This is a genomic window from Halobacterium noricense, assembly GCF_021233435.1.
Lineage (GTDB): Archaea > Halobacteriota > Halobacteria > Halobacteriales > Halobacteriaceae > Halobacterium > Halobacterium noricense.
On record NZ_CP089468.1, the window covers coordinates 851,393 to 873,536 of the forward strand.

The following is a 22,144-nucleotide window of genomic DNA, read 5'->3' on the forward strand; positions in this document are numbered from 1 at the left end:
TCACCCCCTGTGTTGTGCGACATGTCTGGGAGCAGACCCGTCCGACTGAAACCAGTTGTAGCCGCGCGTGTCACCTACTTTCGGTCTGCAATCCGGATACGAGACGAAACCGCTCCTATCCGTGAAGCAACTCGGCGGCCGCGCGAATCCGCTCGTAGACGCTGTCGGCCCACTCGACAGCGTGGCGCTCGTCGTTCTCGACGATGCCGGCGAGCCCGTGGTCGTCGAAGACGAGCGCGCAGACGACCGTCCGTTCGGGCTGCTCGGCGAGCACGAGCCCGTAGTCTAGCTCCGTCGTCGCCTTCCGGAGCGTCAACCGGCCGGTGTCGAGCGACTCCTCGACGGCGTCGGCGTGCGAGGAGACGAGTTCGTCCAGCGCCGCGGGCGCGACGGTGAGGTCGACGGGTGCTTCTCCGTCCACAATCCGGTCGCGGAACTGGGCGACGTTCTCGTCGAGGACGACCGGTGCGAAGCCCCGAATCGCGGTCGCGTCCTCGACGATCGACTGGTACGCGACGTAGGGGCGTTGTGGTGCGATTGGGTTCGACTGCACGACGTCCGCGCCGCGCAGCAGCGCGCCGCCGATTGTCGCGTCTGCGAGCAACACGTCCAGCAGGTCGCCAGCGGCGTCGAGTGCGTCGAGGAGGTCCACGAACTCGTCGTAGGCGTCGAGCGCGAGCCGTCCGCGGAGTGTGAGCGAGACGGCGTCGTCGCGGGCGACGAACCCGCGTGCTTCGAGAGTGCGCACCGCGCGGTCGACGGTCGACCGGGAGACCGACTGTGCCGCCGCGAGCTCTTGCTTCCCGCGAGGGTCGTCCCGGAGCGAGCGCAACAGCTCCGCGCGCTGGGCGAGCAACGCGACGGCGTCGTCGGCCTCGGTCATCGTGTCACCGGACGAGTAGCTTTACCGACCACGAGTATATAAATAACCGGGAGGATTATGAGTTCTTCTCGCTTCCCGGGCAGACGTGCAAGCGGTAACGTGAAGGCCTCCGGGTATCGACAGTTGGGTGCTGGTGTACGAACACCGGCTGTGCCTCTGACATGCTCCACGCCGCCGGCGGTTCGCCGGCGGCTACCGGAGCGACGACAGAACATCCCGTAGCCGCGGTGCGCGTCCCGTATTCTCGATTCCGAACAGCTACGCGACGGACTCGACGAGTTCCGGCCGGTCGTTCGCCGGATTGTTGACCGCCTGTGACACTGGCCACGCCTGCAACTCGACGTCGCTCGGTTCGAGGAGGTCGCTGGGGTCGTCCGCGGACAGCCACCGCTCGCCCGTCTCCGTGTCGAGCACGACCGCCATCCGGTGGTGGTAGTCCGCGAGGAAGTCGTTGGGTTCGGTGGTGACGACGGTGAACGACCGCACCGGTTCGGCGTCCCGGCTCGGGCCGTCGCCCCCGAATTCACCGAGCCCGGTCTGTTTCTGCTCGGGCGTCCACGTCTCCCACAACCCCGCCAGCAGGAGCGACCGGCCGTCGGCCCGCGAGACGAAGTACGGCTGCTTGCCGTCGCCGGTCTCGATCCACTCGTAGAAGCCGTCAGCGGGTACCAGGCACCGCCGTTGCCGGTACGCCTCCGAGAACAGTCGGCGCTCGGTCAGCGTCTCCGCGCGAGCGTTGATTGGGTCGGGGCCGTCCTTCGGGCCCTCGGACCACGACGGCACCAGCCCCCAGCGCGCCGTCGAAAATGACGTTGGTTCGTCGTCCAGAAGCACCGGCAACTCCTCTGAGGGCGCGGCGTTGTACGTCGCCTCGTAGCTGGCGTCGTCCAAGCCGAATTCCGCGGCGAGGTTTTCCGGGTCGCTGAACAGCGCGTACCGGCCACACATACCCGGGCAGAGGGACCGGACGGTAAAAGTCAGTCCGGTAGCGCGGCTTCGAGGTTGTCGATGACTGACTGGTTCCCGACGAACATCGGCACGCGCTCGTGGAGGCTGTCTGGTTCGACGTCGAGCAGCGACTGCGAGCCGTCGCTTGACGCGCCACCGGCCTGCTCGACGACGAACGCGATGGGCATCGACTCGAAGTGCGCGCGCAGCTTTCCTTCGGGACGGGACTGCAGCCCGGGATACCCGAAGATGCCGCCGTACGTCAACACCTGGTTCACGTCCGCAATCATCGCGCCGCCGTACCGGAGTTTCATCTCGTCCTCGACCTCGCGGACGAACGACTCGAAGTCGGCGGTCCAGTCCGGGACGCGCCCGCCGAATCCGTAGACGACCGGGTCGTCGGGAAGCTCGACGGGTCCGAGGTCCGTGCGCCCGTCGTCCTCGACGAGGTACTTGGTGACGTCGCCGTCGCGAGCGACCGTCATCGTCGTAATCGGGCCGTACAGCACGAACCCCGCGGCGACGAGGCTCCGGCCGGAGGCGGGCAGTTGCTCGTCGTAGACGCCGACGACGGTCCCACAGGGGTTGTTCGACTGCACGTTCGAGGAGCCGTCCAGCGGGTCGACGGCGACCGCGTAGCCGTCGTCGGCGTCCCCGACGACTTCGAGGGCGTCGCGCTCCTCGCTGGCGTACCAGTTCACGCCGTCGACGCCGGCGAACCGCTCGAATAGCAGGTCGTCGGCCCACAGGTCGGCCTCCAGTTGCACGTCGCCGGAGACGTTTTCGGTCGCCGCTTTCGCGCGGCGCTCGGGAAGTCCGTCACGAATCTCGGGCGCGGCGTCGGCGACGACGTCGAAGACTGCCTCGACGACCATCAGATTCGGTCGAGGGCTTCGTCGACGCTCGTCTCCTCGTAGATGACCGCTTCGAGCGCGTCGAGGAACGGTTCGGGTTCCTCGCGCTGCCAGACGTTGCGCCCGACCGCCAGCCCCTTCGCGCCGGCGTCGACGGCGCCTTTCACGTTTTCGAGGAACTCGCGGTCGCTGGTCTTCGACCCGCCGGACATCACGACGTCCGTCGGCCCCGCCATGTCGACGGCGAACGACATCGCGTCCGTGCTCCCCGGGTACTTCACCTTCGCGACGTCCGCGCCGAGTTCCAGCGCCTGCCGCGCCGCGTACGCGATGGTGTCCGGCGACGTGTCGTTCTTGAGGCCCTGCCCACGCGGGTACGACCACATCACGACTGGGAGGTCGTAGTCCCGCGCGGCCTCCTGGGCCTGCCGGAACTCCTCGGCCATCTCGATTTCGTTGTTCGAGCCGCCGTACAGCGTGAAGCCGATGGCTTCCGCGCCGAGCTCCGCGGCGTAGTCGACGGACCAGTTCACCGCCGAGTCGGGCTCGCCCATCCAGAGGTTCGACGTGCCGTTGAGCTTCGCGAGGAGGTTCACGTCGTCCTCGTAGGAGGGGTAGTACGCCTCGGCGATGCCCTTCTGGACGGCCATCGCCGACACCGCGTCGTGGGTGGCGATGTCCCAGACGTTCCCGGGGTCCATCGTCTCGGGCACTTCCTCGAAGTCCACCGGGCCGTGTTCGAGCCCGTGGTCGTACGCGAGAATCAGTACCTTCCCGTCGCGCGAAATCGGAGAGTCCTCGAAGGGACGCATCAACTGCACGTGCGGCGAGGACGTATAAGTGTCTAACTGTCCGCGAGTCGCGCCGAGACGCCAATTTTATGCATATTTACTGCACCCCGAGTAACTACTGTTCGTGGTCGGCGGCGGCGCGCTTCCACGCCGCGACCTCGTCCTCCGCGATGCCCAGCGAGTCCGCGACGTGCTCGACGTGCGCGGTCGCGAGGCTCCGGACCGAGGTCACACCCGCGCGAGCCAACAGTTCCGAATCGCGGACATCGATATCCTCCACGGCGGTCACGGGTGTGGGCGTCGACTGCTCGCGCCACTCGCGCTCGTCGCGCTCGGGCGACGCGTCGTTGCCGTCGCCGTTCGGCCACGACCGCTCGCGCCACGCAGCCTCGTTCTCGGTTTCGTCGACGCCGGACTCCGCGCCGCCGCTCGGAGTAACGGGTTGTTTGCGCCACGCCGACTCCTCGGCGGTCGCGTCCCCGCTGCCGTCGGCGGACGCCTCGTCGTCGTCGTAGCTCGCGGCAACCCACTCGCGCTCCTCGTCGTGGAGGCCGCGCACCTGCTCGGCGCGCCGGTCGAGGTCCTGGCCGCCCTCGAACGACCACTGGAGGGAGTGCTCGCGGCGGATGCGAGCGGCGACCCCGGGGTTGACGCCGAAGTCGACGAGTTCCGCGTGCGAGACCACCTTCGATTCGAGGTCGCGGGCGTCCACGTCGGTATCGACGAGGACGTCCGCGGTCGCTGGCCCGACGCAGCTCAGCGACAGTAACGCGTCCCGCGTGTCCTCGTCTGTCACAGTTGCTGGGACGAAGCCCCCGAAGGTGCTTGAGTGTTTCCACGTTCCGGCATCCTTAGGTGTCAGCCAGTCGCAGTCGCGGCTATGCGAGACCTTCAAGACATCGAGACGGTCGGCGTCGTCGGCGCTGGCACGATGGGTGCTGGCATCGCACAGGTCGCCGCGACCGCCGGCTACGACGTCGTGATGCGGGACATCGAGACGGAGTTCGTCGAGCAGGGCTTCGACCGCATCGAGGACTCCCTCGACCGCCTCGTGGAGAAGGGCGAGGTCAACGCCGACGAGCGCGGCGACATCCTCGACCGCATCACGGGGACGACCGACCTCGAAGATTTCTCGGAGTCGGACCTCGTCGTAGAGGCAGCCGTCGAGAACATGGACATCAAGCGGGACATCTTCGCGGAGCTGGACGACGAAGTCCCCGACGACGTGCCGCTGGCGACGAACACGTCGACGCTCTCGATTACGACCATCGCAGCCGCAACCCACCGCGAGGACCGTATCGTCGGTCTCCACTTCATGAACCCGGTCCCCATCATGACCGGCGTAGAGGTCGTCGTCGGCGAGAAGACCAGCGAGGAGGTCGTCGAACTCGCCCACGACTTCACCGAAGCGCTCGGCAAGGAGACGTGGGAGTCCGAGGACAAGCCCGGGTTCGTGACGAACCGCATCCTGATGCCGTGGATCAACGAGGGCATCCGCGCGTTCGACGAGGGCGTCGCCACGAAGGGGGACATCGACAAGGGAATGAAACTCGGCACGAACGTCCCGATGGGTCCCCTCGAACTCGCTGACCACATCGGCCTGGACATCTGTTACGACGCCAGCGAGACGCTTCACGAGGAACTCGGCGACCGCTACAAGCCCGCCTACCTCCTCAAGCGCAAGGTCGACGCTGGCGACCTCGGGAAGAAGACCGGAAAGGGGTTCTACGACTACGAGGAGGAGTCGTAAGCGGACCCGAATCGTCCACGAAGGGCTTGCAGGCGGCGAACTGAACCCGGTGTGCGCTGCCGCCGTCCCACATCCGAGCACACCGGGCGGCTGTCAGGTCACGCGCCAGGTTGGTCCCGGCTTCTTACTTGAACCTACGCAGAAAGTAGCGATTCTACTGACCAAGACACCGACCCGCTAGCATCCGCGAGCGAGTGGTCCGAAGGACCCGAGCGAAGCGGTTCACTCGCGGCGCAGCCGCGAGGCCGACGACCGACCGGAGGGTGGGAGGGAGGAGTGCTTTTTCCGCAAGTTTTTGCCAGCGACGGCGCGCTCCGTGCGCCGAGCGCAGCAAAAAGTGCGTTTAGAAGCTACTCTTCAGTTTCTCGAAGAAGCCCTGGTCGACGTCGATTTCTTCGCCGCCGGCTTCCGCGAACTGTTCTAAGGCTTCGCGTTGCTCCTCGTTGAGGGACTCCGGCGTGACGACTTGCACGGTGACGTAGAGGTCGCCGCTGCCGCGGCCGCGCAGGCGAGGCATTCCCTTGCCTTTGAGGCGGAAGGTCTCGCCGCTCTGGGTGCCGGCGTCGAGGTCGAAGGTCGCGCCGCCGTCGAGCGTGGGGGCTTCGATTTCGTCGCCGAAGACGGCCTGTGGGAACGAGATGGCGTGGCGGTGGTGGAGGTCGTTGCCGTCGCGTTCGAAGTCCGGGTGGTCTTCGACGTCGACTTCGACGAGCAGGTCGCCGTTGCGCGCGCCGCGGTCGCCTGGTGCGCCTTCACCGTCCATGCGGAGCGTCTGCCCGGAACGGATGCCGGCGGGCACGTCCACAGTGAGTGTCGCCTGTTCGCGGACTTGGCCCTGCCCGCTGCAGGTCGAACACGTCTCGGAGGCGAGTTCGCCGTCGCCGCCGCAGCGCGAACACTCCTGAGTCTGCTGGACGCGGCCCAGCGGCGTCTGCCGGACCTGCGTCACCTGCCCTTGGCCGTCGCACTGCGGGCACGTCCGCACGTCGGCGTCCTCGGGGTAGCCCGCGCCGTCACAGTCCGGACAGGCTTCGGGCCGCCGGACGGTGACCTGCTTCTGGACGCCCTCGTAGGCTTCTTCGAGCGTGATGGTGAGCCGCGTGCGGAGGTCGCGGCCGGGCTGGGGACCCCCCTGCTGGCCGCGGCCGCCACCGCCGAAGAACTGGTCGAAGATGTCGCCCATGCCGCCCGCGCCACCGCCGCCAGCGCCGCCGAACGGGCCGCCGCCCATGCCGCCCGCGCCGCCACCAGCGCCGCCGCGCTTTTCGGCTTCCGTGAAGCGTTCGTGGCCGAGCTGGTCGTAGCGCTGGCGCTTCTCCTCGTCGGTGAGGACGTCCTTGGCCGTCTGTATCTTGTTGAACTTCTCTTCGGCGTCGGGGTCGTCGTTGACGTCCGGGTGGTACTCCGAGACCTTCTCGCGGTACGCCCGCTTGATTTCCTCCTCGGAGGCGTCCCGGGAGACGCCGAGAGCTTCGTAGAAGTCCTCGCTCATCAGTTGTGCGTACGTATCCGATTGAGACACTTGAAACGCCCGCTTGTCGGCGTTGGGCGCGTCGACGCCGGCGAATCCGGTTCGACGCGGTGCGCCTTCGGGCTATTCGGTGGACTGGTCGACGAGTTCGTCGTGGTGGACTTCGTAGATGGTGACCGCGTCGTTCGTGTAAACGGCTTCGATGCCGGGGTCGTCAGCGATTGACCCGACGTCGTACTCCTCTCGTTCGAGCGGCCCGACCCAGACGTACTGCACGTCGTGCTTGTCGAGGAGGACGGCCCGCGAGCGCGCGTCGTTCGTCTCGTAGACGATGTTCACGTCGCTGACGCGCTGGTAGTACGGCTCGTCGCCGCGGTAGCCGGTTTCGTGGAACCAGCCCGCGACCGTCGGCAGCCCCGTGAGCGTCGAGACGGGGTTCTGCCAGCCGCGACTCAACCCGGGCTTCTCGACGAACGGCGGCGTCCCAGTCTCGCGCTCCATCCAGAGCACCGACTGCGTCGTGCTCACTTCGTCCTCGAACCACTCCATCGCGGCGACCTCCTGCGGGTGGTCAGCCCGGTGTTCCGCGTACCCGTCCAGCGACGGCTTCACTCCATCTTGATACGGTTCGACGACGTCCGTCGCGACGACGAGGGGCGCGAACAGCGCCGAGGAGACGAGCACGACCGCGAGCACGACCGAGATAGCGGTCGTGGCGGTCGCCGCGCTGGACTGCCGGACCTCGGCCAGCGAGGGTGTGGCGGCCCGAACGTCGCCGACGAGAATCGCGGCGATGGGGCCGGCGGCGAGCCCGCAGAACACCCACCCCTGGATGGCGACTTTCAGCGTCGTGTTCCAGCGCGCGAGCTCGAACGGGTGGACCTTGGCGTGGACGAGTTCCATCGCGAGCACGAGGCCGACGCCGCCGACGACGAGCATCGCTTCGAAGCCCGCCGACTCCCGGAAGCGCATCGCGAGCCACGCGCCCACGACGACCGGCAGGAGGACGACGACTGCGCCGAGGTCACCGACGAGCGCGCCGACGCCAACCACGAGCGCGACTGCGCCAAATGCTTTCGCCACGTCCGTCGTGTCGCTGTCCTCGACTGTGGTGAGCCGCGTGAGCAGGTACGTCGCGAACAGCGCGAGCAGCGCGCCGTAGATGAGCAGCACGCCCGCAGCGGTCGTGCGCGGCGGGAACAGCCCGATGCCGTCGTTCGGCGGGACGCTCGCGAGCAGGAACGGCGACGCGAGCAGGTATCCCACGGCGCCGACGCCGGCCGCGACGATCGCCGCGAGCACGGTCCGCCACGCCTCCGCGAGCACGAGCGAGCGCCGCGATTCTCCGGATTCGGGCGCGACTGCTTGGAGGTGTTCGCCGACGCGGCCCGGGACCAGCGTCGCGGGGTGTGGGCCGGCGTAGACGACCGCCAGCCACGCCATTCCGACGGCGCTCGGCAGCGACCACGTGTTCGTCACGCCGAAGTAGCCCGCGACCGCGCCGAGCCCACCGAACAGCAGGCCGGCGCGGCGCTTGCGCGCGCTCGTTGGCGTCTGCACGTAGGCGTACGCCAGCGCCGCCGACAGCACGAGGAAGCCGGTCGTCACGGTGTGACCGTGCATGTCGGCTTTCACGAACGAGTACAGCGGGAACTCCTGTAGCGTCCCTTCGACGACGTAACGGGTGTCCCACCAGCCCCACGAGGACAGCGACGACTGCTCGAACAGAATCTGGGTGTAGTCCGAGCGGTTCAGGTTGAACGCCGCCCGACCCCACTTTACGGCGAGGTCGCGGGGGAGCCGCCCGAGCGCGAACCGCACGATTGTCACGGCGTTCCCGGCGAACGCCACGAAGAACACGCCGAGCGCGCCGCCGAGCCGCCGCGAGTAGCCGCGGTCGCGTGTAATCCACCCACACAGCGAGTACGCGCCCACAACGAGCGTCCCGAAGTAGCCCGCGAGCGCGACGTTGTGGACGTACTCCACGCTCGTGTCCGTGAGGAACGCCGCGACCGCGTTGAAGACTGGCAATCCGTAGTAGTAGCGCACCGACTTCCCCGCGTACCACATGTCCTCGGGCGGCAGCGCCTCCGCGCGCAGCACGGCGTTCAACAGCCCGGTGTGAAGGAACTTCTCGCCGCCCCAGCCGCTCATCACGGGATTCATCGACCGCAGCGCGAGCACGAACCCGAACCCGACCGCGAACACCGCGAACGCGCTCGCGACCCGGCTCCAGTCGTAGTCGGCGAGCCCGCGACGCTGCGCGAGGCGATGCCCGACTGCACCGAGCGCGACCAGCGCCGCCACGCTGACGAGTGCGGTCCACGGCCCGAAGCTGAACTGCCCGACGTAGAACGCGACCATCGTCACGACGACGGTGGCGATTGGAATTGCGAACCCCGCGCCGTCGTCGGGCGCGGACGGAAACAGCAGCCGCGCTATCGGCAGCGCGGCGACGAGGAACGCGCCGTACAACACGAGCCAGCGGAGGACGACGGCGGCGTCTGACATATCGAAGTGGCGGTCCACGCCGCGCATAAACCTTCTGTCCTCGGGGCCTCGGCACGGCTCTCAAACGTAGAAGAACGGCAGCGAGAAATTCGGCCGTCGGCGGATCGCGTCAGTTTCGGTTCGTGATTTCCCGAGTCGAGGATGACAGCGAGTCGCGTTACTCCTCGCTGTCTTCCTCGACGTCTTCGAAGTCGGCGTCCACGAACTCCTCGTCGTCGCCGTCAGCGCCAGCACCGGGGCCTGCGCCGCCCATGCCACCCATGCCGGCACCGGCCGCCCCAGCGCCGCCAGCGCCTGCCTGGGCTTCCTGCTGGTAGGCCTGCTTGCCGATTTCCTGCAGGGTCTTGCTGAGGGATTCGGTGGCGTCTTCGAGCTCGTCGGGGTCGACGTCGTCCTCGTCGAGGAGGGCTTCGAGGTTCTCGATTTCGTCGTTCACGTCGGCTTCGAGGTCCTCGTCGACGAGTTCCTCGTTCTCTTCGAGGAGGCTGTTCGCGCGCTGAATCGCGGTCTCGGCCTCGTTACGGGCTTCGATGCGCTCGCGGCGCTGCTCGTCCTCCTCGGCGTGCTGTTCGGCCTCCTCCTGCATCTCCTCGATTTCCTCGTCGCTGAGGCCGACGCCGCCCTCGATGGTGATGGATTCGGCGTTGCCGGAGCCCTTGTCCTCGGCTTCGACGTTCACGATACCGTCGGCGTCGATTTCGAAGGTGACTTCGATTTCGGGGGTGCCCGCGGGCGCTGGCGGGATGCCCGTGAGCTGGAAGTCGCCGAGCAGTTCGTTCTCGTTGGCGATTTCGCGCTCGCCCTGGAAGACGCGAATCTGGACGCTCGTCTGGTTGTCCGCGGCGGTCGTGAACACCTTCGACGCGGTCGTCGGGATGGCGGTGTTCTTCTCGATGAGGCGTTCGAAGAGCCCGCCCTTCACCTCGATACCGAGGCTGAGCGGGGTGACGTCCACGAGCACGATGTCGTCGACTTCGCCGGAGAGCACGCCGCCCTGCACGGCCGCGCCGAGCGCGACGGCCTCGTCGGGGTTGACGTTCTTCTTGGGCTCCTGGCCGACGAGCTCCTCGACTTGCTCCTGAACCTGGGGCATCCGCGTGGAGCCGCCGACCAGAATCACTTCGTCGATGTCGTTCTTCGAGAGACCGGCGTCCTCGAGGGCCTGCTCCGTCGGGCCGACGGTGCGCTCGATGAGGTCCTCGGTGAGGCTCTCGAATTTGGCGCGCGTGATGTCCTGTTCGAGGTGGACCGGACCCGAGTCGGTCGCCGTCACGAACGGGAGGTTGACGGTCGTCTCCTTGCGGGAGGAGAGTTCGATTTTGGCTTCCTCGGCGGCGTCCTTGAGCCGCTGGAGGGCCTGCTCGTCGTCGCGTAGGTCGATGCCGTGGTCGTTCTCGAATTCGTCGGCGAGGTAGTCGATGATGGCCTGGTCCCAGTCGTCGCCACCGAGGTCGTTGTCCCCGTTGGTCGCGACGACCTCGTAGACGCCGCCACCGAGGTCGAGGATGGAGACGTCGAAGGTGCCGCCACCGAGGTCGTAGACGAGGACAGTCTGGTCCTGGTCCTCGTCGAGGCCGTACGCCATCGACGCGGCAGTCGGCTCGTTGACGATGCGCTCGACCTCGAAGCCCGCGATTTCGCCGGCGTTCTTCGTCGCCTGGCGCTGCTTGTCGTTGAAGTACGCGGGGACCGTGATGACGGCCTTCTCAACGTCCTGGCCGAGGTACTCTTCGGCGTCGTGCTTGATCTTCTGGAGAATCATCGCCGAAATCTGCTCCGGCGTGTACTCCTCACCGTCGAGTTCGACCGTGTAGTCCTCGCCCATGTGGCGCTTGATGGACGCGACGGTCTCCTCGGAGTTCTGGACGGCCTGATTCTTCGCGGGTTTCCCGATGAGGCGCTCGCCGTCGTCGAACGCGACCACCGACGGGGTCGTGCGGTCGCCTTCGCTGTTGACGATGATTTCGGGGTCTCCACCTTCCATCACCGCGAACGCGCTGTTCGTGGTGCCGAGGTCGATGCCCAAAATCTTCTCACTTGCCATGTTACCCGTGTGTAAGCCGCGTTTTCCCTTTAAGCCTTGCTAGTGACACCGAGTGCCACGAACGAGCGAGTCGCTGCCATCTTGCGGTTTTCCCGACCACCGGAAAAACGGGCCGGCGGATTTATGACGAACCGGTGGACTATCGGTGCGTCGTCCGCCGAAAAAATTCCCGAGTGCCGCAGAACGTTACTCGCCGCCAGGACCGTCGCTGACGGTGACCTGCGCGGGCCGGAGCACTTTCCCGCCCATCTCGTAGCCCGAGCGGTAGACGTCCGTGACCGTGCCCTCGGGCTGGTCGCTGTCCACGCGCATCATCACTTCGTGCCGCTGCGCGTCGACCTCCTCGCCGGCGGACGGCGCAATCTCGGAGACGCCCTCCGCGTCGAGCACGCGGTCGAACTCCTTGCGCGTGAGTTTCACGCCCTCGCGGAGGCTGTCCACGTCCCCGGACTCCTCGTCGAGCGCGCGGCCGAGGTTGTCCCGTACGTCCAACAGGCGCTCGACGAGGTCCTCGGTGGCGCGCTCCCGGATGTCCTCCTGCCGCTGCTTCGCGCGCTGCTTGTAGTTCTGGAAGTCCGCCTGCTTGGCCTGCAGTCGCTCCGTCAGGTCGTCGACTTCGGCCTCCGCCTCGGAGAGGTCGGCCTCCAGTTCCGCGACGCGGGCTTCGAGGTCCGCGACCTCGTCGCCGAGGTCCTCGTCGTGCTCGCGGACGCGCTCGGCCAGCGACTCCCCGCTGGCGTCGTCGGCGTCTGCGTCGGCGTCGGCAGCCTGCTCGGCGTCGTTGCTCATGTGCGTGGGAAACGGATACTCGGGTTTACGGATTTCGGGACGCCCGCGCTCGGCGCTACTGAGTCCGACGACTAATTAGCGTCCGCTTCCTACGTCCGCGCGTGACAGTCCGGCTGGCGTTCGAGGACGGCACGCTTCGCGTCGAGCACGACGGCGACGGCCCGCCCACCGACGGCGTCGCCAGCCTGCCCGGCGTCGAGTACGACGAGCGCACGGAGACGGGACGAGCGCCGGCAATAGCGTACGCCGACCTCGTCGCGTACCTCGACGCGCGCGAGATTCCCTACGAGGACGACGCGCTCCACGCCGACGCCCTCGCCGTCGAATCCGCGTACGAACTCCGGGACTACCAGCAGGACGCCCTCGACGCGTGGACCGGCAACGACCGCCGCGGGGTGCTCGAACTGCCGACGGGCTCCGGGAAGACGGTCATCGGCTTGAAGGCCATCGAGGCGGTCGGCCAGTCCGCACTCGTCGTCGTGCCGACCATCGACCTGTTGACGCAGTGGAAGCGCGAACTCGGCCGCGAGTTCGACTGCGACATCGGCCAACTCGGCGGCGGCGAGCAAGTGGTGGGGCCGATTACGGTCGCGACCTACGACTCCGCGTACCTCCGCGCGGACGACCTCGGCGACCGGTTCGGGCTCGTCGTCTTCGACGAAGTCCACCACCTCGGCGGCGAGGAGTTCCAGAACATCGCGCGCCTGCTCGCCGCGCCCGCTCGACTCGGCTTGACGGCGACGTTCGAGCGCCCCGACAACGCCCACGAGGTCGTCGCGGACCTCGTCGGCGACGTCGTCTACCGACTCTCCGCGGACGACCTCGCGGGCGACCACCTCGCGGAGTACGACGTCAAGCGCCTCGAAGTGCCGCTGACGGCCGCGGAGCGCGAGCGCTACGAGGCCGCACAGGGGACGTTCACGGACTACCTCAAGCAGTCGAACGTCCGACTGCGCTCGGGCAGCGACTACCAGGAGCTCGTGAAGCGCTCCGGGAACGATCCGCGGGCACGCGAGGCGCTGCTGGCGAAACAGCGCGCGCGCCGTATCGTCCGCGAGAGCGACGCGAAAGTCCAGCGTCTCGAAGGCATCCTCGACCGCCACCGCCGCGACCGCGTCATCGTGTTCGCGGCGTCGACGGACCTCGTCTACCGGCTCTCCGAGACGTTCCTCCTCCCCGCGATCACGCACGAGACGGGCGCCAGCGAGCGCCGAACCATTCTGGAGAAGTTCCGGAGCGGTGAGTATTCGCGGGTCGTCACGGCGAACGTCCTCGACGAGGGCGTGGACGTGCCGGACGCGAACGTCGCGGTGGTGTTCGCGGGCAGCGGCAGCGAGCGCGAGTTCACGCAGCGGCTCGGGCGCGTGCTCCGACCGAAGGAGGACGGCGGGCGCGCGCTGCTGTACGAGCTCGTGAGCGCCGACACCGCAGAAGAACGGGTCGCCGACCGCCGCCGCTAGTCCTCGACGAGGTCCGTGTTCCAACTGGCGTTCGTGACGTCGTCGTAGGCGACGTCGTACTCGACGCGGACGACCGTCGTCTCGTTCGGGCCGAGGGTGACCTCTCGGACGCGCGTGTAGGCCTCGTCGTCGAACTCCGTGTTGACGTACAGCGTCCCCGACGCCTCGCGGCCGGAGGGGTTGCTGACGGTGACGACGACCACGACGTTGCCATTCTCGCCTTCCTCGTACGTGGAGTCGGCGACCGTCAACCCCGCCTCGCTATCGCCGCTTCGCAGGCAGCCCGCGAGCGGGAGGGCGACGCTCGCGACGGCCGTCCGTCGGAGCAGCGTCCGCCGGTTCATACGTCTCGGTCCGGGCGTACCGGCAAGAATCTTCTGTATCCTTTTGTGCGTGCGCCGCCAACCGCCGAGCGTGCTGACGAAAGACCTCCTGCGAGTGTCCCGGGCGGGCGGCGGCTACCAGCCGCAGTTCGCGAGCGAGGACGACGAGGCGCTCGCCGCGCGCGTGCTCGGGACCTTCCAGGGCCACGTCGGCGAGGAGCGTGCGGACCTCCGCGAGTCGCTGACGGACCTGGAGCAGGAGGCACGCGACTTCAAACTCGTGCGCGGGCTCGCGCACCTCGTCGAGCGCGACGCGGCCTTCGAGGTGCAGTCCGCAGTCGACCCGCGGTCGGCGCGCCGCGCAGCGTTCACCGCCGCCGAGGACGTGGGCGTCGTCGACGCCGACGAGCGCGAGCGCGCGCTCTCCGCGGCAGCCGACGGCTTCCCGGGCGACGTAACCTCTGACGAACTCGCGGCCTCGCTGTACGCCGACCGCGAGACTCGGGAAGTGTTGACGGAGGTCGCCTCACGCTGGACGCCCGCGTCGCTGGTCGCCCAGTACAACCTCTCGCTCGCGCAGACCGCGCTGTTCGACGCGACCGAACTCCGGGTGCGCTCCTCGGACCCGCGCCGGCTCGTCTCCGCGGTGAAGCGCCTCGGCTTGCTGTACGAGGTGATCCCCGTCGAGGACGGCGAGGGCCGCGAAGTCGTGCTCACCGGCCCGGACGCGCTGTTCCAGCGTTCGCGGCGGTACGGCACGCGGTTCGCGCGCGTCCTCCGGACGGTCACGAAAGGCGACGACTGGGAAGTCGAAGCCACAATTGAGGACCGTGGCCGGGAGCGCCTGCTCGAACTCTCCACGGGCGACCTCGACGTGCCGGACGCCGACCCCGTCACGGACGTGGAGTACGACAGCGGCGTCGAGCGCGAGTTCGCCGCGCGCTTCCAATCGCTGGATTTGGACTGGGAGCTCGTTCGCGAGCCGGACGTGCTCGCGGCCGGCGACCGCCTGATGGTGCCGGACTTCGCGTTCGATTACGCGTTCGGCGACGAGCGCGTCTACTTCGAAATCATGGGCTTTTGGACGCCCGAGTACGTCGAGAAGAAGCTCTCCCAACTGGACGCCACCGACGAGACGCTGCTGGTCGCCGTGGACGCCAGTCTCGGCGTCGGCGAGGACATCCAGTCCCGCGACCACCGCGTCGTCGAGTACACGGGCTCCGTGCGCGTGAAGGACGTCGTGGACGCACTCCGCGACCTCGAAGCCGACCTCGTCGCCGAGTCGGCGGCCGCGCTCCCGGACGAACTCGCGCCCGACGCGGACGCAATCACGCTCGCGGACCTCGCGGCGTCCCGCAGCGTCAGCGAGGCCGCCATCGAGGACGTGCACTTCCCCGAGCACGAACTCGTGGGACGCACGCTCGTCCGACCCGACGTGTTGGACGACGTGGCTGCGGAGCTAGCGGCAGGGATGTCGCGGGCTGACGCCGAGACTGTCGCAGCGGATTACGGCGTGGCCGACGCGAGCGCGCTGTTCTCCCGGCTCGGCTACCGCGTCGAGTGGGACGGATTGAGTGGTGGGACGCTGCGCGAGAAATAAGCCACTTAGGTTATATTTACGAACATAACTCCTATACGTTATTAGTGGGTACGTCGTGTTGATGACGACCCGGTACGTCCTCCTCGGCGACGTTGTCTCCTCTCGGGAGATAGACGACCGTGCGGAGTTTGGAGCGCGGCTCCGCGAGGCCTGCCGGACGGTGGCCGAGCAGCACGAGAACGCGTTCGACGCACCGCTCGAACCGCTCAAGGGAATCGACGAGATTGGCGGGGTTCTCACCACCGTCGAACCGCTGTACGACGTCCTCGACACGCTTCACGCTGCGCTCCACCCACACGAACTCAGAGTCGCCGTCGCTAAAGGTGTCGTCGACGTCGGCCTCGACTCTGGAGACGTCTCACAGATGGACGGGCCCGCGTTCCACCGGGCGGACGACCTCCTCTCGGAACTCGAACGTGGAGCACTTCGGTTCACGTTCGACTTCCAGATGGAGTCACTCGATACGGCAGTTGCCGACGAGGTGAATCTCTTGTTCGCGTCCAAGCGTCGCTGGACGGACCGCGAGCGGGAAGTCGTCGAGAGCTATCTGGAGACGGGTTCGCAAGCTGAGACAGCCAACGCACTCGACATCTCACAGGCAGCGGTCTCTCAGGCCCTCTCACGCGCATCGTGGCCGACCGTCCGTGAAATTGAAACCAGATTACGAACCACCCTGCAAACAGTATGAGCGCGCTCCCGTTCGTTCCGACCGCGGAACGACTCCTCGTCGTGGTTGCCAGCTACGCATTCCTGTTAGCGACGAGCGGGTTCGTCGTCACACGGTCACTTCGTACTGTCCCGTCGGACGACGACGTTCCGACTGGTCGCGAGCGCGCCGTCGGGGTTCTCGTCGGGAAGTGTGAAAACGTGCTAACGCTCACGTTCGTCCTCGCTGGCGCGTACACCGCGCTTGCTGTCGTGTTCGCCGCGAAAGGAATCGTTCGGAAAGACGACATCGAGAAGAACAGCCTGTTCTACCTGGCCGGGACGCTGGTCAACCTCACGTACTCCGTGCTCGTCGGACTCGCGGCTGCAGTTCTCGTCACCGTCCTCTGAACTACAGGTCCCGGCGATGCCCCTTCGGTACCATCGACTTGAGGTCGCCGTACGTGTAGAGGCCGACGCCGATGGGTTCGACACCGCCGGCGAGTTCGTGAGCGACGACGAGATAGCCCCAGTCGCCGCCCCACTCGATTTCCTGCTCCTCGCCCGCGATGAAGCGCTTCGCGCGCTCGTCGCCGAGCACGATGACGTTCTGTTCGGCGTCGCGGCCGAACCGCTGGACGGCGTCGGTCGTGGGCTTCCAGTGCTCCTGCCGCGTGCGCAGGATTTTCAGGCCGAGCGCTTCGACGGGCACCGGCTCCCCGGGGTCGTAGGGGAGCGCCCAGACCTTCCCCTTGCCCTTCTCCCAGAACGTGTACTCGTCGAAGGTGTCCTCGGGGACGGCGAACCGGTCGACCCACCAGTTCACGACGGCCTCGCGAGACGGCCGACCTTTGACCGTCCGGTCGGCGTCCGTCTCGGGGAGGCGGTCGAACTGGCCGCTTCTGTTCCGGCGGAAGTGGTCGACACCGCTGTCACCACCGCTGTCGCTCTCGCTGGAACCGCGGTCGTCGTCAGTCACGCCGTCACCTCCAGTTTCGCGGCGAAGAACCCTCCCGTGTCGTTCTGGTGGGGGTAGTAGCGGCGCGTCTTCGTCAGCGAGTCGTCGTACGTCTCGTCGTTCCACTCCGTGATTCCGGGCGAGGATTCGAGGCCGGTGTCGAACTCGACGAGCCGACAGTCGCCGTCGGAGAGGGCGCTGTCGACGACGGCCTCGTTCTCTTCGGGGGCGAACGTGCACGTGGAGTACACCACGGTCCCGCCCTCGCGAGTGAGTTCGATGGCGCGTTCGAGGATGTCCGACTGGAGCGCACCGAGATTCCGGCTGGCACTCGCCCCCGCGCCGTCGAGGGCGTCGGCGTTCTTGCGGACGGTGCCCTCGCAGGTGCAGGGCGCGTCGACGAGCGCGCGGTCGAAGGCGTCGACGTTCGGGAACGCGTCGAGCGTCGCGCGGCGAGCGTCCGTGTTCGTCACCGCCGCGCACGTGACGCCGAGGCGGTCGCAGTTCCCGCGCAGCGCGGAGAGGCGGCCGAGGTTGTCGTCGTTCGCGACGACCAGACCCTCGTCGTTCATCTCTGCCGCGATCTGGGTGGTCTTCCCGCCGGGCGCGGCACACGAGTCCCAAACGACCTCCCCCGGTTGCGGATCGAGAATCGCGGGCGGCACGGCCGACACTTCCTCCTGGCCGTGAATCCAGCCGTGGACGTAGGGCCACGTGTTCCCCGGTTTGCCGGTGGCGACGCCCAGCACGTCGCTGTTCCAGTCGCGGCCGTAGACGTCGACGCCCTCGGCTTCGAGGGCGTCGACCACGCGGTCCCGGGTCGCCTTGATCGAGTTGACCCGGACCGTCGTGGGGAGGTGGCGTTCGCAGGCGTCGAGGAACGCGTCGAAGTCGTCGACGAGCGGTTCGTATCGCGAGAGCGCGTCCATTACCCCGGTGATACGCCCGACGGGCGCTTGTGGGTTACGCTCGCCGGCGGCGCCGGCCGCACTCCTCGCGCGCCGCCCCCGCCTTTAAGCCGTCTCCGGGAGTCGGTTCGCGCATGGCGAGCATTCGCACCAAAACGGAGTTCGACCTCGAAAATCCGACGCTCGTCGAGGGGCTGCCGGGCGTCGGGCTCGTCGGCAAAATCGCCACCGACCACCTCGTCGACGCCTTCGAGATGGAGTACGTCGCGAGCGTGGACTGCCAGAACATCCCCCGCGTCTCCGTCTACGAGGAGGACGCGCGTGACGTCCTCCCGCCGGTCCGGCTGTACGCCGACGAGTCCCGGGACCTGCTCGCGCTCCAGTCGGACGTACCGCTGGCCCGCGACACCGGCGGCGCGTTCGCGGACTGCATCACCGAGTGGCTCGCGGACAACGACGCCACGCCGCTGTACCTCAGTGGCCTCCCGATGCAGAACCTCGACCCCTCGAACGTCCCCGACGTGTTCGGCATCGCCACCGGTGACGCCGCGTCCCGTCTCGACGCCAACGACATCGGGACGCCACCCGAACGCGGCCTCGTCAGCGGTCCGACGGGTGCGCTCATCAACCGCGCGGCCGAGAGCGACATCGACGCCATCGGACTCGTCGTCGAGTCCGACCCGCAGTTCCCCGACCCCGCGGCGTCCAAGCGCCTCCTCGACGAAGCTGTCGACCCGCTCGCCGACGTCGACGTCCCCACCGAGGAGCTCGTCGAGGAGGCCGAGCAGATTCGCGAACAGAAAAAGCGCCTCGCCGAGCGCATGCAGGAAGCCGAGGAGGAGGAGTCCACGCAAGCGCGCCCGATGCGGATGTTCCAGTAGCGTCGCGGCGGCTCCGAGTCTCGGCCGACGTGCGGGTAGCCCGACTCGCGTGGCGTCGTTCGACAGAAATGCACCGACCGGGAGTCTCGCGAGCACAGCGAGCGAGACATCGGTCGGAAACGACCGGCGGGAGTGCACCGACCGGGAGTGAGCAGTCCGAAAGACTGCGAACATCGAAAGACGCCACGCGTCTTTCGGGATTTGAACCGTTGTGAGACGTTCCTGCTCGCTACGCTTCGCGGGCTGCGACTCACAGGGTTCAGAATCCCTGTGCATTTCGTCTCACTCCGTTCGACAGAAATGCACCGACCGGGATTTGAACCCGGGCCATGAGCTTGGAAGGCTCAGGTCCTAGCCACTAGACCATCGGTGCGCTGCGCTTCGCTTGCGCGCCGTGGCTCGCAAAACATTCGGTTTTGCTCACCATCGGTGCTCGTTCCACTCGCACCGCGCATCGGCGAAATCCGTTCGCCTCAACATCGGTGCTCACGTGCCAGTTCCTCCCGGTCGCTTAAGGGCGTTACTCTTCGCCGTGGACGACGCCGTAGCAGTTCCCGCTGGCAGTGAACGTTTCGGCGACGGCGAGCGAGCTGGCCGCGAGGTCCGCGCGGAACTCCTCGGGGCTGTAGACGTGGTAGAAGCGCGGGACCGTCTCGCCGCCGGGGAGCGTCCAGTCGACGGTGGTGTCGAATCCCTCCACGCTGATCTCACTGCCTTCGGCCGTTCGACTTTCCGAGGGGTTTCGCGCCTCGCGGTCGAATTTGTCGTGGGTGGTGCTCCACGCGCTCACGAGGGCGTCGCCGTCGGCGGTGAGCACGCGCGCGAGTTCGTCGAGGCTGGCGACGCGGGCGTCCCGGTCGGGGAGGTGGTGGATGGTCGCGATGTACACTGCCAGGTCCGCGACATCCGCGGCGAGCGGGAGGCGTTCGGCGTCGCCGGCGACGAGGGCCGCGTCGAAATCGTGGTCGGCGGCGCGCTCGCGAGCTTCGTCGAGGAGGCCGCGGCTGGCGTCCACGCCGACTGCGCGGTCGGCGCATTCCGCGAGTAGTTCGGTGTGGCGGCCGTTCCCGCAGCCGACGTCGACGGCGACGCTGCCGGTGCGGTCGGCGAGGAACGTCTCGATTTCCGGCCACGGGTACTCGCGGGTCTTCGAGAAGTGCTCGGCGATGCGGTCGTAGGTGTGGTGGATGTCAGTAGTGTCAGTCACGAGAGTCACCCGAGGAGGACGAACGTACCGTACGCGAGCGCGAGCATTACAGTGGCGTGTTTCGCGCCCGCCTTCACGCTTCCCTGTCCCATTTGCCCGGCGACGAGCCCCGAGCAGACCGCCTGCACGAGCCCCGTGTGGAAGAAAACGAGGCTGTACGCGTCCTTCGTGGCTTGCGTGAGTTGGGCCGTCCGCGAGAACGCGCCCGAGCCACCCCCACCGGGGAGCTGGTCGGTGGATGCGGTGGCGTCCACGACCGGGATGTTCGGGATGAAGATGACGTCGAGCGCGACGATGATGGCGAAGAAGACGAAAAAGGAGATGTAGATGACGACGAGGTACGTCAGCAGTTCGCTGCGGCGGTCGCGTTCGAGCCGCCGGGTCGCCTTCGCTTCGTTGGCGGCGATGCGCAGGACGGGGCCGAGGTCGCCGCTGGCCTGCATCGCGTTCGTCGTCAGCGTCACGACGCGGGAGATGGCGGGGGTGTCCGTGCGGTCGCGGAAACGGCCGAACGCGTGCTCGACGCGTGCGCCCCACTGCACGTCCGCCCACGTGCGTTCGAGTTCCGTGGTGAGCGCGCCGAGGTCGCTGCCGACGACGCGCCCGAGGCTCTGGACGACCGGCATCCCGACCTCGTTCGTGGACGCGAACCGGTCGAGGAAGTCCGGGACGCCCGCCTCGACGGCTTTCACGCGGCCTCGGTGGAGTTCGTATGCGATCGTGAACGTCCCGAGCACGAACAGCGTCGCGTGGACGAGCGGGTCGTCGTACGCCGTGAGGTCGGTGACGCCAGCCGACGCGAACGGCCACCACCGGACGACGAGGTAGAGCCCGGCGAGTGGCGTCGTCGCGTACAACAGCATGGTCGGGGATTCGCGGACGACCGACAGCGGGTTGCGCAGCCGGTAGAGTATCGGCCGCAGCGTCTCGTAGACGTCGAGGCGCTGGCGATTGAGCTCCGTCTCCGTCGCCGTGCCCGCGGTCTCCCCACCGTCCGTGCGCGCCGCCGACCGCCGCGGGATGGACTGGAAGCGCGTGGCAGCCGCCGACGCTTCCTCGCCGGTGACCGTGCCGCCGGTCGCGGTCTCGGTGATGCTGTCGAGGTAGACCACGAACCCGAGCGTCGCCATCGGAATCAGCAGGTACGCGGTGAACTGCAGGAACGTCAGCGTGTCTCCGAGCGTGAGACCGACGACGACGAGGATGGTGATGAGGAACAGCGGGCCGGCGACCAGCAGCGTGACGTAGGCCTCCGCCAGCGTCGCGAGCAGTTCGAGGAACTGCGCCTGCTGGGCTTCGGCTTCCTCCGCGTAGTAGTCGTACTGGCGCTCGAGGAACCCCGGGAGGTTGCGGCCGCTCTGGAGGACGCTCGTGAGGTTCTCCGCGAACTCCGAGAGTTCCTCGCTCGGCGTGCGCTGACCGAGCCGGCCGAGCGCGCGCAGGATGTCCGCACCGTACATGTCGACGTCCTTGACGACGATGGCCATCTCCTCGGCGCTCTCCCCGTAGACGTCGCGGTTGCGCGCGAGAATCCGCAACACCTCGGGGAGCGCCATCCCGCTCCGCGAGAGCGCGTAGAGGAACGCGACCGTGCGCTCCATCGAGACGTCGATGCGGCGCTCGCGCTCGCCCGCCCGGTAGCTCGGCATCGACCACCGGAGCTGGTAGGCGGCGTACGCCGCCAGCACGCCCAGTGTCGCGCCCGAGGCGAGGAAGAGCACGAACAGTTCGCTCACCGCGAACCCGCCGACGCCGTCCACGAACAACCCCTGTACGGCTGCGGGGAACCGCGACTGGAGGCTCGCGGGGGCGCTCCCGAGGAACACGAGCACGCTCGCGACGAGGTAGACGCCGAGGATGCTGCCCGCGAGCGCGCCGACCGTCGCGTAGAAGAACGTCCGCGCGGCGTACACGCGGTACGTCTGCGGGACGTGTGCGCCCTGCAGCGCGGCGACCTGCTCGGGGTTGGCTTCCCGGCGGCGACGCGCGAGCCCGCCGAACGCCGCCAGCGACACCCGAGAGACGAAGCGGTCTATCGGACGGGCGACCGGCGCGGCCGCGAGCGCGAACAGGACGCCGAGCACTGCGACCAGCGGCGCGAAGACCAGTGGCGACGCCATA

Annotated in this window: 20 protein-coding genes and 1 tRNA gene; 6 read left to right on the forward strand and 15 right to left on the reverse strand. The window is 67.7% G+C overall.

Translation table 11 applies throughout. The features are described from left to right. Positions 1-115 precede the first annotated feature (115 nt). The 5 genes from LT974_RS04770 to LT974_RS04790 all read right to left on the reverse strand — a co-directional run bounded on the left by LT974_RS04770 (position 116) and on the right by LT974_RS04790 (position 4,272). The gene (locus LT974_RS04770) at positions 116-883 is read right to left on the reverse strand and encodes a helix-turn-helix transcriptional regulator (protein WP_232589536.1); all 768 of its coding nucleotides are present in this window, start codon (positions 881-883) and stop codon (positions 116-118) included. 258 nt (positions 884-1,141) lie between these two features. Then, positions 1,142-1,831 carry an SOS response-associated peptidase gene (locus LT974_RS04775; protein ID WP_232589538.1) on the reverse strand — a complete coding sequence of 230 codons (690 nt, stop codon included), beginning with the start codon at positions 1,829-1,831 and terminating at the stop codon, positions 1,142-1,144. Between the two features lie 29 nt (positions 1,832-1,860). Continuing rightward, positions 1,861-2,706, reverse strand: a complete 846-nt coding sequence (locus LT974_RS04780; RefSeq protein WP_232589539.1) for a class 1 fructose-bisphosphatase — start codon at positions 2,704-2,706, stop codon at positions 1,861-1,863. Further along, positions 2,706-3,497, reverse strand: a complete 792-nt coding sequence (locus tag LT974_RS04785) for a class I fructose-bisphosphate aldolase (protein WP_232589540.1) — start codon at positions 3,495-3,497, stop codon at positions 2,706-2,708. The genes LT974_RS04780 and LT974_RS04785 overlap by 1 nt, the downstream gene beginning before the upstream one ends. A gap of 94 nt (positions 3,498-3,591) precedes the next feature. After that, on the reverse strand, positions 3,592-4,272 hold the full coding sequence (locus LT974_RS04790) for a DUF7409 domain-containing protein (RefSeq protein ID WP_232589541.1): 681 nt from the start codon (positions 4,270-4,272) through the stop codon (positions 3,592-3,594). Between the two features lie 84 nt (positions 4,273-4,356). Between LT974_RS04790 and LT974_RS04795 the strand changes: the two genes are divergently transcribed. After that, on the forward strand, positions 4,357-5,226 hold the full coding sequence (locus LT974_RS04795; RefSeq protein WP_232589542.1) for a 3-hydroxyacyl-CoA dehydrogenase family protein: 870 nt from the start codon (positions 4,357-4,359) through the stop codon (positions 5,224-5,226). Positions 5,227-5,569: 343 nt separating this feature from the next. Here LT974_RS04795 and dnaJ read toward each other — a convergent pair whose 3' ends face one another. The 4 genes from dnaJ to LT974_RS04815 form a co-directional block, all read right to left on the reverse strand. Then, positions 5,570-6,718, reverse strand: coding sequence for a molecular chaperone DnaJ (gene dnaJ, locus LT974_RS04800; RefSeq protein WP_232589543.1), 1,149 nt, complete (start codon positions 6,716-6,718; stop codon positions 5,570-5,572). 102 nt (positions 6,719-6,820) lie between these two features. After that, positions 6,821-9,208 (reverse strand): DUF2298 domain-containing protein, encoded by a 2,388-nt coding sequence (locus tag LT974_RS04805; protein ID WP_232589544.1) that lies wholly within the window; start codon positions 9,206-9,208, stop codon positions 6,821-6,823. 157 nt (positions 9,209-9,365) lie between these two features. Then, positions 9,366-11,252 (reverse strand): molecular chaperone DnaK, encoded by a 1,887-nt coding sequence (gene dnaK, locus LT974_RS04810; RefSeq protein WP_232589546.1) that lies wholly within the window; start codon positions 11,250-11,252, stop codon positions 9,366-9,368. A gap of 186 nt (positions 11,253-11,438) precedes the next feature. Further along, the gene (locus tag LT974_RS04815; protein ID WP_232589547.1) at positions 11,439-12,041 is read right to left on the reverse strand and encodes a nucleotide exchange factor GrpE; all 603 of its coding nucleotides are present in this window, start codon (positions 12,039-12,041) and stop codon (positions 11,439-11,441) included. A 101-nt stretch (positions 12,042-12,142) separates the two neighbouring features. Between LT974_RS04815 and LT974_RS04820 the strand changes: the two genes are divergently transcribed. Beyond that, a complete protein-coding gene (locus tag LT974_RS04820; protein WP_232589548.1) occupies positions 12,143-13,501 on the forward strand; it encodes a DEAD/DEAH box helicase in 1,359 nt (452 codons plus the stop codon). Here the strand turns inward: LT974_RS04820 and LT974_RS04825 are convergent. Continuing rightward, positions 13,498-13,845, reverse strand: coding sequence for a hypothetical protein (locus LT974_RS04825; RefSeq protein ID WP_232589549.1), 348 nt, complete (start codon positions 13,843-13,845; stop codon positions 13,498-13,500). The two genes, LT974_RS04820 and LT974_RS04825, sit on opposite strands and share 4 nt — an antisense overlap. Positions 13,846-13,915: 70 nt before the next feature. On the opposite strand from LT974_RS04825, the gene LT974_RS04830 reads away from it, so the two are divergent. From LT974_RS04830 to LT974_RS04840, 3 genes are all read left to right on the forward strand, one after another. Continuing rightward, positions 13,916-15,424, forward strand: a complete 1,509-nt coding sequence (locus LT974_RS04830; protein WP_232589550.1) for a DUF790 family protein — start codon at positions 13,916-13,918, stop codon at positions 15,422-15,424. 61 nt (positions 15,425-15,485) lie between these two features. After that, positions 15,486-16,112, forward strand: coding sequence for a SatD family protein (locus tag LT974_RS04835; RefSeq protein WP_232589551.1), 627 nt, complete (start codon positions 15,486-15,488; stop codon positions 16,110-16,112). Then, on the forward strand, positions 16,109-16,480 hold the full coding sequence (locus LT974_RS04840; RefSeq protein ID WP_232589552.1) for a hypothetical protein: 372 nt from the start codon (positions 16,109-16,111) through the stop codon (positions 16,478-16,480). The genes LT974_RS04835 and LT974_RS04840 overlap by 4 nt, the downstream gene beginning before the upstream one ends. A gap of 1 nt (position 16,481) precedes the next feature. Here the strand turns inward: LT974_RS04840 and LT974_RS04845 are convergent, their stop codons facing one another. Both LT974_RS04845 and LT974_RS04850 read right to left on the reverse strand, forming a co-directional pair. Then, positions 16,482-17,048 carry a DUF7122 family protein gene (locus LT974_RS04845; protein ID WP_232589553.1) on the reverse strand — a complete coding sequence of 189 codons (567 nt, stop codon included), beginning with the start codon at positions 17,046-17,048 and terminating at the stop codon, positions 16,482-16,484. After that, positions 17,045-17,956 (reverse strand): RsmB/NOP family class I SAM-dependent RNA methyltransferase, encoded by a 912-nt coding sequence (locus LT974_RS04850; RefSeq protein ID WP_232589554.1) that lies wholly within the window; start codon positions 17,954-17,956, stop codon positions 17,045-17,047. The genes LT974_RS04845 and LT974_RS04850 overlap by 4 nt, the downstream gene beginning before the upstream one ends. A 113-nt stretch (positions 17,957-18,069) precedes the next feature. On the opposite strand from LT974_RS04850, the gene LT974_RS04855 reads away from it, so the two are divergent. Next, positions 18,070-18,816 carry a proteasome assembly chaperone family protein gene (locus LT974_RS04855; RefSeq protein ID WP_232589557.1) on the forward strand — a complete coding sequence of 249 codons (747 nt, stop codon included), beginning with the start codon at positions 18,070-18,072 and terminating at the stop codon, positions 18,814-18,816. Positions 18,817-19,117: 301 nt separating this feature from the next. Here LT974_RS04855 and LT974_RS04860 read toward each other — a convergent pair. From LT974_RS04860 to LT974_RS04870, 3 genes are all read right to left on the reverse strand, one after another. Then, a tRNA-Gly gene (locus tag LT974_RS04860) sits at positions 19,118-19,207 on the reverse strand. 129 nt (positions 19,208-19,336) lie between these two features. Then, positions 19,337-20,023: a class I SAM-dependent methyltransferase gene (locus LT974_RS04865; protein WP_232589558.1), complete on the reverse strand. Its 687-nt coding sequence runs from the start codon at positions 20,021-20,023 to the stop codon at positions 19,337-19,339. Between the two features lie 5 nt (positions 20,024-20,028). Beyond that, a complete protein-coding gene (locus LT974_RS04870) occupies positions 20,029-22,143 on the reverse strand; it encodes a type II secretion system F family protein (RefSeq protein ID WP_232589559.1) in 2,115 nt (704 codons plus the stop codon). Position 22,144 lies beyond the last annotated feature (1 nt).

Bases quoted from the DNA above. Each gene is read 5' to 3' on its own strand.
- LT974_RS04780 (WP_232589539.1), bottom strand. From the start codon at position 2,706: ATGGTCGTCGAGGCAGTCTTCGACGTCGTCGCCGACGCCGCGCCCGAG.
- LT974_RS04815 (WP_232589547.1), bottom strand. From the start codon at position 12,041: ATGAGCAACGACGCCGAGCAGGCTGCCGACGCCGACGCAGACGCCGAC.
- LT974_RS04805 (WP_232589544.1), bottom strand. From the start codon at position 9,208: ATGTCAGACGCCGCCGTCGTCCTCCGCTGGCTCGTGTTGTACGGCGCG.
- LT974_RS04870 (WP_232589559.1), bottom strand. From the start codon at position 22,143: ATGGCGTCGCCACTGGTCTTCGCGCCGCTGGTCGCAGTGCTCGGCGTC.
- LT974_RS04770 (WP_232589536.1), bottom strand. From the start codon at position 883: ATGACCGAGGCCGACGACGCCGTCGCGTTGCTCGCCCAGCGCGCGGAG.
- LT974_RS04775 (WP_232589538.1), bottom strand. From the start codon at position 1,831: ATGTGTGGCCGGTACGCGCTGTTCAGCGACCCGGAAAACCTCGCCGCG.
- LT974_RS04825 (WP_232589549.1), bottom strand. From the start codon at position 13,845: ATGAACCGGCGGACGCTGCTCCGACGGACGGCCGTCGCGAGCGTCGCC.
- LT974_RS04835 (WP_232589551.1), top strand. From the start codon at position 15,486: ATGACGACCCGGTACGTCCTCCTCGGCGACGTTGTCTCCTCTCGGGAG.
- LT974_RS04855 (WP_232589557.1), top strand. From the start codon at position 18,070: ATGGCGAGCATTCGCACCAAAACGGAGTTCGACCTCGAAAATCCGACG.
- LT974_RS04850 (WP_232589554.1), bottom strand. From the start codon at position 17,956: ATGGACGCGCTCTCGCGATACGAACCGCTCGTCGACGACTTCGACGCG.
- LT974_RS04785 (WP_232589540.1), bottom strand. From the start codon at position 3,497: ATGCGTCCCTTCGAGGACTCTCCGATTTCGCGCGACGGGAAGGTACTG.
- dnaJ (WP_232589543.1), bottom strand. From the start codon at position 6,718: ATGAGCGAGGACTTCTACGAAGCTCTCGGCGTCTCCCGGGACGCCTCC.
- LT974_RS04795 (WP_232589542.1), top strand. From the start codon at position 4,357: ATGCGAGACCTTCAAGACATCGAGACGGTCGGCGTCGTCGGCGCTGGC.
- LT974_RS04840 (WP_232589552.1), top strand. From the start codon at position 16,109: ATGAGCGCGCTCCCGTTCGTTCCGACCGCGGAACGACTCCTCGTCGTG.
- dnaK (WP_232589546.1), bottom strand. From the start codon at position 11,252: ATGGCAAGTGAGAAGATTTTGGGCATCGACCTCGGCACCACGAACAGC.